The sequence below is a fragment of the Arthrobacter sp. P1_D4 genome (genome assembly GCF_056406115.1).
The window spans coordinates 71,250-86,427 of sequence record NZ_JBFUAU010000014.1 but is presented as its reverse complement, the minus strand read 5'-3'; the positions used below and the strand labels follow the sequence as shown (position 1 = coordinate 86,427).

The window sequence follows — 15,178 nt, the reverse complement described above, 5'->3', positions numbered from 1 at the left end:
CGACAGCTGTGCTGGGCTTGGGAAGCCGGGTCTTCACAGTGACGGAACTTGCCTCAGCCTCTCACATGGCCGGGCCCGGCTGTGTGGCGTTGTCGAACGAGCTGATAAACGAAACTTTACAGGCGTCCCAAAGTCGCGGGCTATGTGATCATCAGTCTTTCGCCGATGACACGCGCGGCCAGTAGACTTACCATATCTGCGTCAGTTTTCTTCGGGGGAACAAGTGAATCCATCTACGGTGCTCTCAGTTGCCGCCATCGCGTCAGTTGTCGCGACTGCTGGAGTCGTCCTTGTTACCGGCCGTATTTCACAACGGAAGACATCGAACAAGCACCTGTTTCCTTCGACGGTTCTTTATGCTGCGGTTGCCGTATCCATTGCAATGTCTCTACTGAGTGGACGAGTTACAACTACGTCCGTTGCCCAGGTCTTCGATAATCCCGCCACTAACGGGCTGGCAAGGGTGGCGACAATCCTGGCCGCTGCCGTCTTCGTTGTTGCAATTGCGATCTCCGCAGCCAAGAAAGTTCATATCCCGGCGCTTGCGGGCGCGCTGGTCGCCTATGGGCTGCTTGGTTTCACGTCGGCCTTGGTTAATGGACAGCCGCTGGAACTCGGCATGGCCTACGTCTACTGCCTTGTCGCAGGTGTGATGATCACAGCAACATGGACGGTGGCCGAGGCTTTGCCTGTGTTTCGGCGGTGCCTACGTGCATACGTTTGGTTGAGCCTCGTGCTGGTCTTCGTTGCCCCGGACCTGGCTTTCTGGGACGTCCAGGGCCGTGAGTTATTTGGTGTCAAGCAACTGGCCGGCGTCACCACACACCCGAACGGGCTGGGCACTGTGGCCGCCATCGCAGTTTTTGCGGAGCTCTTCAAGAAAGATGGCGTCAAGAACCCCGGGAAATTGCATCTAATTGCGGCTCTTGCCGTGCTCGTCCTAACGCAGTCACGTGGCGCCTGGGTCGCGGCTGGCATCGGGCTGATTTTCTGGATGATCGGCCGTTCGAAGAATTCGTCCGTCGTCCTATCGGTCCCGCTTATTGTAGTCACCCTCGTGGGCGCTGTTGCATTCCAGAATCAAGTCTTGGACTGGCTGCAGGCAGGCACCGAGGAGCGCGACCTTTCAACGCTGAACGGACGCACACTCATCTGGGAGCAAGCCCTGGCTCCCATGGCTGAAAGCCCATGGCTTGGGCACGGACCCCTCGTTTTTGATACCCGCTTCCGATGGCAAGAGCTTGGCCTATCGGACGACGCAGGCCATTCCAATTCGCACAATCAATTCATCCAAACCCTTCTTGAGCGCGGGTGGCTGGGTTTGGGGATCCTCACTGTATTCGTGCTGCTCCTGCTCCGAGCGGCGTGGCAGCAGCCCTTGAACTACCGTGGGGCGGCTTTGGCAATTGCCATGATTTACGTATCCAGATTCGCGGTCGAAACGCCCTTGTACATTTCGACCGCGTCCCTGAACGGTGCCCTGCTTCTCCTTCTTGTGGCGCTGTTCACGGCCAAGCCGAATGAAGACCGGTTAGGTAGTGTAGTCACACCCACGGAACTGAACTTCGCCCGTAGATCGTTGTCGGAGGCGTGAGTTGTGCCGGGGCGGCCACACTTGTCAGCTTGGAAATTGACGTGGCTCCGAGGAATGCCAACTTCGACATTGACGGCCCCCTGCCAGCGCGTTCGAGTTGCAGATAACCGATTACATAGGCCGGTCTTAGCGGCCGCGTATGATTTGCATAAATTTTGATCTATTGGGGGACACCTGGACATCAAACGCGAGGCTGGTTACGCTGGGCGCGACATCGTTATCAACTAGTTGATCGGTTCACTGTTGGTCCCTAGGGGCCTGCGGTGGCGCGCACTCAAAGCTCTGGGCATGGACCTCGACGGTTGCGCTATCGCCGCTGGGGAGTGGTTCGGTGGGTGGAAGTTGGCAATCAGGCGCGGCTCGTTCCTGAACTTCTGCGTCTAGATCGAAGCCTCGGAGCAGATCACGATTGGTCGGAACGATGGAGTCGGCCATCAGGTCATGATCTGCACCAGTGCTCAGAGATGGGCTCCGCCGACAAGCGCGCCGGCACTCCTTACGCAAAGCCGATGACCATTGGTGAAGGTGCTTGGATCGGAGCCCGTGTAACGATCCTGCCCGGTGTCACGATTGGCGAGGGTGCTGTGGTTGCTGCTGGCGCCGTGGTCGCCGCGGATGTTCCCCCTAGTGTCATGGTGGGCGGCGTCCCCGCCAAGTTCATGAAGGAACTCGGCGGGGCTTCCCTCGCCGCTGCTTAGGCCACCCGAACGGCGCGCCGTGTTTCCATCCACAGGGTTTCACCAAGGGCGAGCGACGCAGGTATGCCGGTCGGCTGTAGTGTCTGCCGGGCCGCTCCGGGATGTAGGCGACCTTTGCCGGCTCACCAACCGCAGAGCCGGCAACGGGGAGCTCGCGGTCCGCAAGGTCACCGAGCTGACGCTCACGTTCGACCACCGGGTGTGCGACGGCGGCGCGGCCGGCGGCTTCCTGCGCTACGTCGCGGACGCGATCGAGAACCCGGGGTTGGCGCTCGCGGACATGTGAGGCTTAACCGGGGATCTGCATCCCGGGTGAGGGGACAGGGGCCGCACGATCACTCTTGTGCGGCCCCTGCGGTCCCCGGCCGCGCCGAAAGCCACCGCGCCAGCCACGACGCCGGCAGCAGGAGGAGCCAGAAGAATGGCGTGTAGGAGTTGAGGGCGAACGCGGCCGGAATCGAGAGCAGGAAGACCATCGCCACGGCTACGCGCGCGTAGAAGATGCGGCGGTGCACGTGTGCGGCCATCTCGCGGTCCATCAACCCGGCGTGCTTTGCGTAGCCCCAGATGGCTGCCAGCATCAGATAGACCGCGGCAATGTTGGAGGCGTACAGAACGCTCGGCCACGGCGTGGGGTCGTCCCCGTAGTCGCTGAGGATCGACGTCGGACCGGGCAGCATGGCGATGAAGAACAAGAGGGCAAGATTCAGCCAGGCCAGGTTCGCATTGAAGCGGCGGATGAGGGCAAAGTCCGAGTGGTGGGACATCCACGTCTTGGCGATGATGACAAAGGACAGGGCGTACGCCAGCAGCTGCGGCAGGGCGGCAACCAAGGCGTCGTCCACCTGGTCCGCGGCAATTCCTTCAGGCAGTTTCAGGTCCAGGGCCAGGAGGGTCAGGGCGATGGCGAAGACGGCATCGCTGAAGAACACCATCCGCTCCACGGAAGTGCCGGAGTGCAACGGGAGCCACCCCCAATCGTTCGCTGGAGCAACTGGCTAATCGACGGAAGTAGCCCACAGGCTACACCGTGGCACCGGCTCCGGCGATGGCTTGCGGAATCGCCCCTGCCGCCGCCGCGGGACGGCATGCCCTCCGGCAATTGCCAGCCGGCGCGGGTAGAATCGAGGCCTGCACCAAGCACCAACTACACCGCACCAACAACGCCGGAAGAGCGTCTGAATTACGGAGATTTAATGTCACGTTGGCTCGAGGTCGGTCCGGACAACTACGTACTGACAACTCAAGGTTCCCTGCTCAACACAGGCCTGGTGGTCGGCACCGAGCGCGCGATGGTGATCGACACCGGCGGCGGCCCCCGGCAGGGCCGCGAGATCCTGGCCGCCGTGCGGGAAAAGACCGGGCTGCCGCTGGTGGTAGTCAACACGCACGCCCACTACGACCACTTTTTCGGCAACGCCGTCTTCGCCAGTGAGGGCGTCACGGAATTCTGGGCGCACGAGAACTGCGCCGCTGAAATCGAGGAGAACGGCGACGAACAGCGCCGGGTCGTGGCCTCGGACGAACCCGAGATGGCGGCAGGGCAGGGCTCCGACGCTGAGTTGGTGGTTCCCAACGCCATCGTGAAGGACCAGCCGGTCCTGGTGGATCTTGGCGGGCAGACCGCCACCCTGTTCTATCTGGGCCGCGGCCACACCGACGGCGACCTCCTGGTCGGCACGGCAAGCACCCTCTTCGCCGGCGACCTCGTCGAACAGGGTTCCCACCCGTCCTTCGAGGACTCATTCCCGGAAGACTGGGCCGACGCCCTCCGGCACCTCTCCGCGCTGCGGCACCGCTACGAATTCCTGATTCCCGGCCACGGCGAGCCGTGCTCGGACCAGTTCGTCAAGACCATGGCCAACACCATGACCACCGCGGTCCGGCAGGCGATCCAGGCCACCCGGGAAACCCCGGACGATGCCACCAAGGCCATCCCGATCCTGCCGTACGGGCCCGAACAGTCGCGCTGGTTCATCAAGCGCCTGCAGGACACGCGGGCCCACCGCTGAGGATGGCAGGCTCAGGGCGCGCCGGATGGACAACGCCCGTAGCCTGTGAGTAACCTCATCTCCGGGTCCCTTTCCGTGGACCCGCTCTCGCCAGCGACCAGCTTGCCCAAGGATGGGGATCCCCGGGGCTCGCGCCAATGATGTCGCTGCTCTCAGGAGGTCTCACCTGTGACATTGCCCGGCTATGTCCTTGCGCTGTGCATTTTGCTCGGGAGTCTCGTGTTTCTCTCCGCGGTGTTCTACATGGTGCTTCGCCTCAGGCGCCGCAGACACGCGCCCGCCTCCGTTCCTCAGCGCCAGGAGTCATGACAGTGCCGTACGTCGACATCAACCCCCACCGCAACCGGCCGAAATGGTGTGCCTACGTGGGCCTGGTGCTCTTGGCGGCAGCAACGATCGCCGTTGTGGTGCTCGCTCTGCGTCGCTGATAGGTGCGCTTTACGGCCGCGTCTGCGGGTCCTCGTCAGGTGACCACCGTGCCTGCGCCTAGACTTGCTTTTTGGACCAATTCAAACAAGCAACGCAGCGGCCTGCGCTGAGAGTCCTAGGGGAATAGATATGTCCGAACCGGTGGACACCAAAACTGCCAACGACACGATGGACTCGGAGCAGCCGGATCTCCGGCGCCGGCGTGACCGCCGTGCCGACGGCTCCGATGCCTGGACGGGAACCATGCCGATCATCACGCCCAACGAAGCCGACGTCCAATCTGGACGTACCGCCCCGAGCAGTTCATGGGCAGAAGCGGCCGCCGCGGCGGATGCGCCGGCTGCACCCACGCGTGCCCCCGCAGGCGCAGCGCCGGCGGCGTTGCCCGAGACCCCCGGAACAACTCCGGCCGTGCCCGCGCAGCCGGCCCGCTCCACGCGTTCGGCCACGCGGTCCGCGGCCCTGGCCGACTCCCCGGTGCCTGACTTCATCAGTTCCCCCGGCCTCTTCGTCCGCGAGCAGAAGCCCCGGCCCGTCGGCGGGTTCCGCGGCGCCCTCTACAAGCTGACCGGCGGCGGGCTGAACCTGGGCCCGAGCGCCCGGCAGCGTGAGGAAGACGAGCTGGCCCGGCGCATCTCGCGCCAGCTCCAGGGCAGCTACAACACGGCCGTCCTAAGCCTGAAGGGCGGCATCGGCAAGACCTCCACTACAGTTGGCGTCGGACTGACCCTGGCCGAGTTCCGGGGCGATCCCCCCTGCGCGATCGACGCCAACCCCGATTCCGGCGACCTCGTCGAACGCGCCCTCGGCGAGGGCATCTACCAGCAGCAGAGCCCGCGCACCATCACGGACCTGCTCAAGAACATCGAGTCCGTCGATTCCCTCACGGCCCTGGCCCGCTACATGCACCATGCCGGCAGGCTCCACCTCATTGCCGGCGAACAGGACCCCGAGGTATCGGATTCCCTGACGGCCGAGGAATACCTGCGGATCCGCAAGCTCATTTCCGCCTACTACTCCGTGGCGCTGATCGACTGCGGCACGGGTGTCACGCACAACGCCATGAGCGGCATCCTGCAGTCGGCGGACAACCTGATCATCGCGGCCGGCTACGCCGTCAGCGGCGCCAAGCGGGCGCGCAGCACCCTGCACTGGCTGGCCAGCCACGGCTACGAAGACCTGGCCCGCAACGCCGTCGTCGTCATCACGGACAAGGACGAGGTCTCCACGCGGGTGGACAAGGACGCGATCGAGGAGCACCTGTCCGGCATCTGCCGCCAGCTGATCGCGGTCCCGCACGACCGCGGAGTGGCCGACGGCGACCTCGTGACCTTGGACGTGCTCCGCCCGGAAACGCGGCGCGCTTATCGGGAGATCGCGGCCGCCATTGTGGACGGGTACGTGTAGGGGCTGATTGCTAACCGCGGCGTGTAGCCCTGGCCTTTCGGGCTGCCGCCGGAAGGCCAGCCAGTCCGCGGCGCCAGCGCGCAACGTGGGCCCGGAGAAGCCCGGCTACGGAGTCGTCCAGATGAAGGTCGCGCTCCCGCAGTGTTTGCCGTGAGGGAAAGACCGCGCGGGCCAGTACCAGCGGCTTAACCCGCCAAGGGCTTTCGATGAGTGAAACCAAATAGGCCGTGCCGGTGCCCCGCACGGCAGTGCGGTGGTTCCACTCCTCGCTGACAACACCCTGCCGGACCGTCAGATCTTCAATGCCCAAGTCGTCCAAGAGCGGCTTCAGCGCCGCCGTCGCCTGGAGTTCGACGCTGAGATCTACCAAGTCCTGGTGCATGGCGATGTCCAACCGCTGGAGCAGGTCGGAGTACTCGCGCTGATGGCGGGGTTCATCCATGCCGCGCAGGCTGTGCAGTGCCTGAAAGATCGCTGCCGCAGGAATGGAAGGAACGGGCACACTCCTGGCCGCTATGACCAGGTATTGCCTGTCGCGCCAGAGCGCGTCGAAGGCATTGCCGGGGGAGGCCTCCATTCCGGGAAACCTGTTATGCACGTCGATATCGCAGTTCCACTGCGGATGGTACAGAGTGCGGGAGTGCGAGTATCGGCGAACGACTGTCACGCCGGTTGGCCTTTCGAGCCAGCCGCGTCCGCCTAGGAGGTCCACCATTCTGTCCAGGTCTTCCGGGCGGACCAGGACATCCACATCCGCGGAAACATGGTGCGCGCGGAGTCCCATCATGGTGGCGGCAGGACCCTTGATGAACAACACCTGGAGACCGGCTGACGCTGCCACGTAGTCCACGAGGGCAGTGGCTAGTAGGACGGCTTCTTCTTGGTGCAGGGGTTCTGGGACGTCCACTAGCGGGTCGCTTCACTTTCAAGAGGAGCCGACGTGATCATTCCGTTGATGCTCAAGGTGTGGATCAAGCCCATTACATCCCCATGGATGGACTCGGCATCAGTGGAGTATTCGCGGGCAAGCCACTCGATGAGCTCCGCCTCGGTTCTGGTTCCATCCAGCCCGTTCCACACAGATGCAGCCGTCCCAACTAGGATGACCGGGACCTGTTGCTCAACATGCAGCACGGCGACGCGTTCGCCGTCGGCGCTGCGGACGAAGGCGGCGCCTTCACTGACGCGCCACACCTGTTCCCTCATGAGACCTCCGCCGACACTTGAGAGGCCATGAAGCATCACGCGGGGCCTTCTCAAGGCTTCATGCTACCGCGCGGCAGCCAAGTTGTTTCGCGCCGGTGACCGACTTAGATTTAGGCATGACCAACAACGCCGGGGACGAAGCCGCCCTGCAACTTCAGGACCTCCTGATGGGAACCGAGAATGTCGAGGACTTCCTGGGCCGCCTCGCTGAGTTCTCGGCCGCCACGCTCAGCCAGGCCGCCGGCGCGGAGATCGAATGCGGCGTGACGCTGCAGCGCCGGAAGAAGACCATGACGGTGGCCGGGAGCAGCCCCCGGGCCGTCATCCTGGACCGCATCGAGCAAACCCTCGGCGACGGCCCGTGCATCGCGGCGCTGCGGACCAAGTCCTTGGTGGTGCTGGCTGATGTCGATACCGATCCGCGCTGGCCGGAGTACCAGCTGCAGCTCGCGGCCAATGGCTGTCGCAGCACCCTCGGCGTGCCGCTGGAAATCGGCGAGGACGCGGCCGCCGCCCTAAACTTCTTCGGCTCTGACACCGGGATTTTCACCGAGGCAATTGCTACCGAGGCCTCCGGTTTTGCCGATCTCGCGGGCCGGGCCCTTCGCTTGGCCGTCCGGATCGGCACCGCGCAGTCCCGGGCGGAGGACCTGCAGGCCGCCATGGAGCACCGCACGTCCATCGACCTGGCCTGCGGCGTTGTTATGGCCCAGAACCGTTGCTCCCAGGACGAGGCCATGGGCATTCTCACCCGGGTGTCCAGCAACCGGAACCAGAAGCTCCGCGACGTCGCGGCCGGCGTCCTGCGGAATCTCACCAGCGGGGAAGTCCACACGCACTTCGACGCCTGAGCGCTCACCTTCGACCACCGCGTCTGCGATGGTAGAGCGGCCGGCGGATTTCTGCGCTTCGTGACCGACGCGATCGAGAATTCTGGTTCGGTGCTGGCGGACATGTGACGGCTCGCGAAGCGGCCTCGTTGCGACTGATTCAATATGCAGAACTCTTGAGCTGAAACGTGACGTCCGTGAATTTGCCGGTCCGTCAAGGCCGTCGGACGAGAGGCTTTCGTAATAACGGCGTATCCGCAGACCGCTTTCCGCAGCTCATGGCCACCGCTGTCGCGGCCTCCGGGTCCCAGAGCCCGTTCAACGCGTGCAGACTTACACCTTGGCCACGACTTCGGGATGGCGCCACCGACGCGATGAGCGGGACCGGCCGGGTGGCCACCGGAAGGTTGCCTTCAGGACATCGACGGGCCTGGCGTTATGCTGCGACGGCCGCTTCTGCAGCGGCGCAACTGATGCCCACGTCCTCCGCTAACCGTTCTTCGTGGGCCTGCCGGACCGAGGGGATCGAAGTAGCCCGTGGGTATAAGCGAGTGACTCATGCATCAAAAACAGGTATCACATACTGGTCCGTTACTAGGGTCTGATATCTAACCTGAATCAAGGCCGCGCGGCATCGGCAATTGAGAGATTTTCGGGAGGACCTATGTTTTCCACGCAGCGTCGATTGTTCGCACTCAGCCCGCGGTGTAAGCACTGCCGGGTATCGCTCCGCCGGCGACAATTTACTACTGACTTTTGCTCGCGTGCATGCTGGGAGACCTGGGAATACATGCGAGTCCATAGGCCAGACTTGGCCAAATTGGGCCGGTTTCGAGATGCGGTTCTCGTGGTACGGCTCGTTCTTCGTGCGTGACGACGCCGCGAATGGCCAGACGGCATAGTGTCTGCGCCCTTCAAGAAATACGGGCAATATTATTGGTTTTGAGATCGGCGTTACCTGGATGGTGTAACGCATTCAGGCTCATCGCCGAGACCTAGAGACGGACATCTGCCGGCGCGGAGATCGAATGCGGCGTGACACTGCAGCGCCGGAAGAAGTCCAACACGGTGGCGGGGAGCAGCTGCAGCTCGCGGCCCATGGCTGCCGCAGCACCCTCGGCGTGCCCCTGGCACACGCACGTCGACGCCTGAGTTCCCCGGCGCGCCGCCCGCCCTAGGATGAAGGGGATGACCACCACACAGATCGCACCCTTCAGCCTCCGCAGCATCGCCGTCCCCGCCTTCGGCCCGGCGCTGCTGTTCAGCATCGGCGAGGGCGCCATCTTGCCCGTGGTGGCACTGTCCGCCCGTGACCTCGGCGCCTCGGTGGCCGTCGCTGCGCTGGTGGTCACCCTGATCGGTCTGGGCTCCTGGTTCTTTAACCTCCCCGCCTCGCTCATCACGCTGAAGTTCGGCGAACGCTGGGCCATCGTCGGAGCCGCGGCGGCCAGCGCCGTCGCCCTCGCCGCCGCGGCACTGGCACCGATCGTGCCCGAAGGGCTCTGGCTGCTCGCGGCGGCCATGGTCGTCGTCGGCATGGCCGCGAGCGTCTTCAGCCTGGCCCGGCAGAAATACCTGACCGAGGCGGTGCCGGTGATCCTCCGGGCGCGGGCCCTGTCCACGCTCGGCGGCGTTAACCGGATCGGGATCTTCATCGGCCCCTTCATCGGCGCTGCCGTGATGCAGTTCGCCGGAATCACCGGCGCCTACTGGGTGGGCGTCGTGGCCATGGCCGCGGCCGCCGTCTTGTCGGTGACCATCCCGGACCTCGTGGCCGCGCCTGCGGCGGACGACGGCGTCCCCGTCCGGCAGGCGACGCTGCGCAGCGTCGCCGTGTCCCACGCCGGGGTTTTCTTGAGCGTCGGCATGGGGGTGCTGCTGCTCAGCGCGCTGCGTGCGTCCCGGCAGGTGGTGATCCCGCTGTGGGCCGAGCACCTCGGGATGGATTCCACGCAGGCATCCCTGATCTACGGGCTGTCCGGCGCCATCGACATGCTGGTCTTTTATCCGGCCGGCAAGCTGATGGACCGCAAGGGCCGGCAATGGGTGGCCATTCCGTCGACTCTCATCATGGGCACCGCCATGCTGCTGATCCCGCTCAGCACCGGCTTCGCTGGCCTGCTTCTCGCGGCGCTTCTGATCGGGTTCGGTAATGGCATTAGTTCGGGCCTGAACATGACGCTGGGGGCCGATTTCTCACCCGACAACGGCCGCGGCCAGTTCCTGGGCATCTGGCGGTTCATGGCCGACGCCGGCGCCACCGGAGGGCCGGTGCTCCTCTCCGGTGTGACTGCCGTGGCCTCGCTCGGGGCCGGGGTGGCCGCCACCGGCGTGATTGGCTTCGCGGCCGCCGCGGTCTTCGCCGTCACCATTCCCCGGCTCAAACACCGCCGGAACTACTGACCGCTGCCCGGCCCGGGGCGGCGTCGTGCAGCATGACCGAACAGCCAGACGCCGGCCACGGTGGCGAGGTAGCCCGTGATGACGATCAGTGAAGTCCCGGCCCAGAAGTAGCTGGTGGTGCTGATCTCCTGGCCGCCCGGGCCGATGCTCAGCAAGGCATAGGCCGCCACGCCGGTCGCGGCAAGACCGGTGAGGACGGGAAGCACCACCCACAACCTGGCTGACGCCCAGTGTTCGTTGTAGCCGTCCCAGACGTTCCAGCTCCGGCCGGTGCGGATGATCAGCCAGCCGGCCGGGAGCATAAAGGCCCCCACCACGAGGAACGCCGCGACGACGTCGGCCGGACGGTGCCACTGGTTGATCAGCGTGGACACCCCGGTGGCGACGGCGAAGCTGCCGCCCAGGAAGCCTGCCAGCGGCCGCCAGCGCGGCGAGACCATGAGGAACACGGCCGCCGCGGCCGAGGCGGCCATCGTCGTGTGGCCCGAGGGCAGCGAGTTCAGTTCCAGCGTCTCGATCCCGCGGTACGGCCGGACCGGCACCAGGTCCTTGAGGATCTGGGTGGCCACGTTGGCGCCCACACAGGCCGCAATCGCAATCCCGGCCGCGGCCCAGCGCCGCCGCACGATGGTGACGAAGACGACCACGATCGATGCGATCACCACAGAGAGCGCCGGCAGCCAGTCCAACAGCTTGGTGGCTGCCTTGCCCGCGGTCCCGCTGAGCTCCACCGCTTCCACGAGCGCGGATTCGTCAATGAACTGTCCCGTGGTGGTGCGGACAAAGAAGAAATAGGTGGCGGCCAGTGCGGCGACGCACGCAACCGTGGCCAGCACGAACAAGGCGGCCGTGCCCTTGCCGGGGGACCACTCCGCCTGCGGATCCCGTGTTCTGCCGGCCTGCGTCTTTGGCACCCGGGTGGCTGGGGCCTGAGTCTTTAAGACCTGCGTTTCCGGGATCTGCGCCTCAGGGACCCGGGCAGACGGGTCCCATGGGGTGCGTTCCTGCCGAAAAGTCATGCCATTAAGGCTCCCACAGAACCCTGCGCGCCACCTGATGGGCCCGGCGCGCGGCGGGGCGAGTAGTGCCCGGACAAAAGCCGAGTACCCGCTACCGTTGCCGGGCAGGAACGGGATTCATAGTGTCGACAGTGCCGGTGTGGCTTGTCCCCGGCACGACGCTCCTTGAGCGGGGCCGGCGAAGACGAGTTTCCTGGACCAGGGACTCACCCCCAGTCGACGCCGGCCCATCAAGGGCCCAGACACGTGCAGACGCGTCCCCGCCCGGCCTCGATGAACAACTCCTTGCCGGCGTCCAGCTTGCGTCCGCGTCCGCGTCCGTCGCATGAAGCCGGACCCGGTATGGGAGGATGTTCCGGTGACTTCCCGTGACCCCGCCCAGTGCCGCCGCCCACGCGGCGGCTGGTGCATGGGGCTGGCTGTTGCGGTCTTGCCATTGGTGATGGGTATGTCTGCGTGTGCTGCCCCTTCACCGACCCTGTCCTCCGGCTCAGCGAGCGAGGCAGCGGCACCGGCTGGGCAAGCATCGTCTGCCCCATCCCGGGAAACGGCCGGGACAGCGCCGACCCGTTCCGCAACTGCTGCTGCCTCAGGCGTTCCACGCGCTGTGGAAGCGGCCCTGCAGACCCTGCTTGCGTCGTCGTCGCAGCCGAGCAGAGAGCAAATCCGCGCGAGCCTTTCCTCGGCGGGGTTTGCCCCGGCCGCGGTGGAGGTTTCTGCCTCCCGCACACCCACCGGGCTGGCCGCCGACGCCGTGGAAGTTGGCGTGTTGAGCGGAACCGCATGTGTGATGGCGCAGATCCGGTCCGGAACCGTGGAATCGTCAGTATTGCCCGTTCTTCCGAGCGGGCGATGCTTCGTCGGCAGCGTCCAGCGGTAGGCAACAGGAGGGGAATGACGAAGGTACTGAACCGCCGCGCCACAGTTGCGCAGGAAACTAAACGCACCCGCCGGCGTCGCTCGCTGCTGGCCGTCCAGGTGGCGGGCGAGCTGCTGATCACGCTCGGCGTGATCGCCGTGCTCTTCGTCGCTTGGCAATTGTGGTGGACCAACGTTGAAGCCGATGCGGCTCAGGGGGCTGCCGTGAAGCAGTTCGTGCAGGCACACAAGGCACCTGCACCGAATGACCCTGCGGCCACGGGCCTGGGGGACACCAAGGGAGCCCCTGCAGTGCCGGTCGGCAAAGTGCCGGGTCACGGACAGGCGATCGGGGTCATCTACATTCCCCGCTTCGGAGCCGACTACAGCAGGCCGATCATCGAGGGCACCAGCCAGGACGTCCTGGACACGCTCGGCCTGGGCCGCTATGCGGGAACGGCCATGCCCGGGGCCATGGGGAACTTTGCCGTCGCCGGCCACCGCCAGACACATGGCGCGGTGCTCGACAACATCCACACACTGGTGCCCGGGGACAAAATCTATGTTCAGACCGCCGACGGGTTCTACACGTACGTTTTCCGGAACCAGGAGATTGTCCTGCCGGACCGGACGGACGTGCTGGCGCCGGTGCCGACTCAGCCCGGCGCAGAGCCGCAGCAACGGATTTTGACCATGACAAGCTGCAATCCGCGCTTCGGCGCCCAAGAGCGCATCATCGCGTATTCCATATTCGATTCCTGGCAGCCGCTCAGCGCAGGGCCTCCGGCGCCCATCGCCAAGCAGCTCGCCGCGCTGCAGGGGAAGGGCTAGGCCGTGTACCTTTGGCTTTTTCGGCAACTTCCCGGGCCTCTTTGGCTGAAGATCCTTCTGTCCGTGGTGATCCTTGCGGGAGCCCTGGTTGTCCTGGACCAGTTTGTGTTTCCTTGGATGGCTGAAGTGACGCATCTGACCGACGCCACCGTCGGGCAGAGCTGAGCGCGGCACAACCATGAACACGAACCCGTTTCCACCGCGGCCGGGCCGTCCCGGAAGCCGCCCGGAGGAACTCCGCGATCAGCTCCCCGCGCTGGAGGAACTCCTCAACGTCGCCCACGTGGTGAGCCTGCCGATGCGGGTGAAGTTCCGCGGAATCCTCCAGCGCGAAGCCCTGCTGCTGAACGGCCCGCTCGGCTGGGGCGAATTCTGCCCCTTCCCCGAGTACGGCGACCCGGAAGCGTCCCGCTGGCTCGCCGCCGCGATCGAGGCCGGCTGGCAGGGATTTCCCGAGCCGCTGCGCACCAGCATCCCCGTCAACGCCACGGTCCCCGCCGTCACCGCGGACCGGGTCCAGGAGATCCTGGCACGCTTCGGCCGGGTGGACGCCGTCAAGATCAAGGTGGCCGAGCCCGGGCAGAGCCTGGATGACGACGCCGCACGGGTAGCCGCGGTCCGCGAGGCACTCCCGGACGCGGCGATCCGGGTGGACGCGAACGGCGGCTGGGACGTCCCGTCCGCGGTCGAGGCGCTGACCCGGCTCGCCGGCGTCGGGCTGGAATACGCCGAACAGCCCGTGCCGGACATCGCCGGGCTCGCCGAGGTCCGCCGCCGGCTGCGGGCCGCCGCGATCCCGGTGCTGATCGCCGCGGACGAAAGCGTGCGCAAGGAGGACGATCCGCTCAAGGTGGCCCGCGCCGGCGCAGCAGACCTGATCGTCGTGAAGGTGGCGCCGCTCGGGGGAGTGCGCCGGGCCCTGGACATCGTGGCGCAGGCCGGGCTCCCCGCCGTCGTCAGCTCGGCGCTGGACACCTCCGTGGGAATCCGCGCCGGATTGGCGCTCGCCGCGGCGCTGCCGGAACTGCCGTATGCCTGCGGGCTGGGTACCGTGTCCCTGCTCGCCGCCGATGTCACCCGGGACCCGCTGGTTCCCGACGACGGCGCCATCCGGGTCCGCGAGGTTGCCGCCGATCCGGAACTGCTGGCGGAATATGCGGCCGCGCCCGGGCGCCGCGACTGGTGGCTCGACCGCCTGCGCCGGGTCCACGCGGTGCTGGCTGCCAGCCAGTGACGCAAGTGGTTTGAGAGTAAAGTGGATGCGGACGCGGCGAACTAGCCGCCGATCATAGCTTTGGAGCGGAAGATTCGTGATGACCACCTCGGTACCCCGGCAAGATGACGCGCTGGCTACGGCAAAGCGCGCGGAGGGCCAGATGGTGGCCCAGAAGGACGGGCTGCTCCGGATCGTGCAAGGCCTGCGGCGGGTCGACACGGGGACCTATGCCCTCCGCATCCGGCTGGCCGAGAATCTGGGGATCGGGACGATCGACATCAACGCGATGGCCTTTGTGGGCGAGGTGGACGGCCTCACTCCCAAGGATCTCGGCAAGGCCCTGAACATCACCACCGGCTCGGTAACGGCCATGGTGGACCGCCTGGAATCCAAGGGCTTTATGGTGCGGAAGCCCAACCCCACGGACCGGCGCAGTGTGCTGTTGCACCTGAGCCCGGAAGGAACCGACGCGATGCAGTGGGCCAACGACCACTTCGCCGCAGCGGCCGAGGCCCTTCTCCAGGAATCCTCCGAGGGCAGCATTGTGAACATCGCCGAATTTCTCGAGGGCATTGGCCAGCGGCTGATGGCTGCCGCCAGCGCCCCGGAAGAGACGGACAGCTAACCTCTGTCCCCAAGAGTTCGCCGGTGACGCTTCCTCAGGTTTATAGCGGG

General features: G+C 65.6%; 15 protein-coding genes and 2 pseudogenes. 13 read left to right on the top strand and 4 right to left on the bottom strand.

Annotated features, from left to right (window positions below; all coding sequences use genetic code 11):
- Window positions 1-238 precede the first annotated feature (238 nt).
- From AC1D0A_RS15015 to AC1D0A_RS15005, 3 genes and pseudogenes are all read left to right on the top strand, one after another.
- Window positions 239-1,594 (top strand): O-antigen ligase family protein, encoded by a 1,356-nt coding sequence (locus AC1D0A_RS15015; protein WP_476946145.1) that lies wholly within the window; start codon window positions 239-241, stop codon window positions 1,592-1,594.
- Window positions 1,595-2,103: 509 nt separating this feature from the next.
- Window positions 2,104-2,292: an acyltransferase gene (locus AC1D0A_RS15010; RefSeq protein ID WP_476946144.1), complete on the top strand. Its 189-nt coding sequence runs from the start codon at window positions 2,104-2,106 to the stop codon at window positions 2,290-2,292.
- 142 nt (window positions 2,293-2,434) lie between these two features.
- A pseudogene (locus tag AC1D0A_RS15005) lies at window positions 2,435-2,578 on the top strand (2-oxo acid dehydrogenase subunit E2); the annotation flags it as partial.
- A 49-nt stretch (window positions 2,579-2,627) separates the two neighbouring features.
- Here AC1D0A_RS15005 and AC1D0A_RS15000 read toward each other — a convergent pair.
- Window positions 2,628-3,254: a TMEM175 family protein gene (locus tag AC1D0A_RS15000; protein ID WP_476946143.1), complete on the bottom strand. Its 627-nt coding sequence runs from the start codon at window positions 3,252-3,254 to the stop codon at window positions 2,628-2,630.
- A gap of 234 nt (window positions 3,255-3,488) precedes the next feature.
- Here AC1D0A_RS15000 and AC1D0A_RS14995 point away from each other — a divergent pair, with 234 nt between their 5' ends.
- The 3 genes from AC1D0A_RS14995 to AC1D0A_RS14985 all read left to right on the top strand — a co-directional run bounded on the left by AC1D0A_RS14995 (window position 3,489) and on the right by AC1D0A_RS14985 (window position 6,140).
- On the top strand, window positions 3,489-4,304 hold the full coding sequence (locus AC1D0A_RS14995; RefSeq protein ID WP_476946142.1) for an MBL fold metallo-hydrolase: 816 nt from the start codon (window positions 3,489-3,491) through the stop codon (window positions 4,302-4,304).
- Window positions 4,305-4,609: 305 nt separating this feature from the next.
- Window positions 4,610-4,732, top strand: a complete 123-nt coding sequence (locus AC1D0A_RS14990; protein WP_476946141.1) for a hypothetical protein — start codon at window positions 4,610-4,612, stop codon at window positions 4,730-4,732.
- Window positions 4,733-4,862: 130 nt separating this feature from the next.
- On the top strand, window positions 4,863-6,140 hold the full coding sequence (locus AC1D0A_RS14985; RefSeq protein WP_476946140.1) for a MinD/ParA family ATP-binding protein: 1,278 nt from the start codon (window positions 4,863-4,865) through the stop codon (window positions 6,138-6,140).
- Between the two features lie 10 nt (window positions 6,141-6,150).
- On the opposite strand, the gene AC1D0A_RS14980 is transcribed toward AC1D0A_RS14985, so the two are convergent.
- Both AC1D0A_RS14980 and AC1D0A_RS14975 read right to left on the bottom strand, forming a co-directional pair.
- On the bottom strand, window positions 6,151-7,047 hold the full coding sequence (locus AC1D0A_RS14980) for a nucleotidyltransferase family protein (protein ID WP_476946139.1): 897 nt from the start codon (window positions 7,045-7,047) through the stop codon (window positions 6,151-6,153).
- The gene (locus AC1D0A_RS14975) at window positions 7,047-7,346 is read right to left on the bottom strand and encodes a PqqD family protein (protein WP_476946138.1); all 300 of its coding nucleotides are present in this window, start codon (window positions 7,344-7,346) and stop codon (window positions 7,047-7,049) included. Before AC1D0A_RS14975 ends, AC1D0A_RS14980 begins: the two co-directional genes overlap by 1 nt.
- Before the next feature lie 116 nt (window positions 7,347-7,462).
- Between AC1D0A_RS14975 and AC1D0A_RS14970 the strand changes: the two genes are divergently transcribed.
- From AC1D0A_RS14970 to AC1D0A_RS14960, 3 genes and pseudogenes are all read left to right on the top strand, one after another.
- Window positions 7,463-8,197, top strand: coding sequence for a GAF and ANTAR domain-containing protein (locus AC1D0A_RS14970; protein WP_476946137.1), 735 nt, complete (start codon window positions 7,463-7,465; stop codon window positions 8,195-8,197).
- A gap of 3 nt (window positions 8,198-8,200) precedes the next feature.
- Window positions 8,201-8,305: pseudogene (locus AC1D0A_RS14965) on the top strand (2-oxo acid dehydrogenase subunit E2); the annotation flags it as partial.
- A gap of 1,059 nt (window positions 8,306-9,364) precedes the next feature.
- A complete protein-coding gene (locus AC1D0A_RS14960; protein WP_476946136.1) occupies window positions 9,365-10,579 on the top strand; it encodes an MFS transporter in 1,215 nt (404 codons plus the stop codon).
- Here the strand turns inward: AC1D0A_RS14960 and AC1D0A_RS14955 are convergent.
- Window positions 10,573-11,598: a phosphatase PAP2 family protein gene (locus AC1D0A_RS14955; protein ID WP_476946135.1), complete on the bottom strand. Its 1,026-nt coding sequence runs from the start codon at window positions 11,596-11,598 to the stop codon at window positions 10,573-10,575. The genes AC1D0A_RS14960 and AC1D0A_RS14955 overlap by 7 nt on opposite strands.
- A 325-nt stretch (window positions 11,599-11,923) precedes the next feature.
- On the opposite strand from AC1D0A_RS14955, the gene AC1D0A_RS14950 reads away from it, so the two are divergent.
- From AC1D0A_RS14950 to AC1D0A_RS14935, 4 genes are all read left to right on the top strand, one after another.
- A complete protein-coding gene (locus AC1D0A_RS14950) occupies window positions 11,924-12,478 on the top strand; it encodes a DUF6993 domain-containing protein (protein WP_476946134.1) in 555 nt (184 codons plus the stop codon).
- A gap of 14 nt (window positions 12,479-12,492) precedes the next feature.
- A complete protein-coding gene (locus AC1D0A_RS14945; RefSeq protein ID WP_230012227.1) occupies window positions 12,493-13,287 on the top strand; it encodes a class E sortase in 795 nt (264 codons plus the stop codon).
- A 298-nt stretch (window positions 13,288-13,585) separates the two neighbouring features.
- The gene (locus AC1D0A_RS14940; protein ID WP_476946180.1) at window positions 13,586-14,521 is read left to right on the top strand and encodes an o-succinylbenzoate synthase; all 936 of its coding nucleotides are present in this window, start codon (window positions 13,586-13,588) and stop codon (window positions 14,519-14,521) included.
- Window positions 14,522-14,600: 79 nt separating this feature from the next.
- The gene (locus AC1D0A_RS14935; protein WP_230010526.1) at window positions 14,601-15,128 is read left to right on the top strand and encodes a MarR family winged helix-turn-helix transcriptional regulator; all 528 of its coding nucleotides are present in this window, start codon (window positions 14,601-14,603) and stop codon (window positions 15,126-15,128) included.
- Window positions 15,129-15,178: the final 50 nt, after the last annotated feature.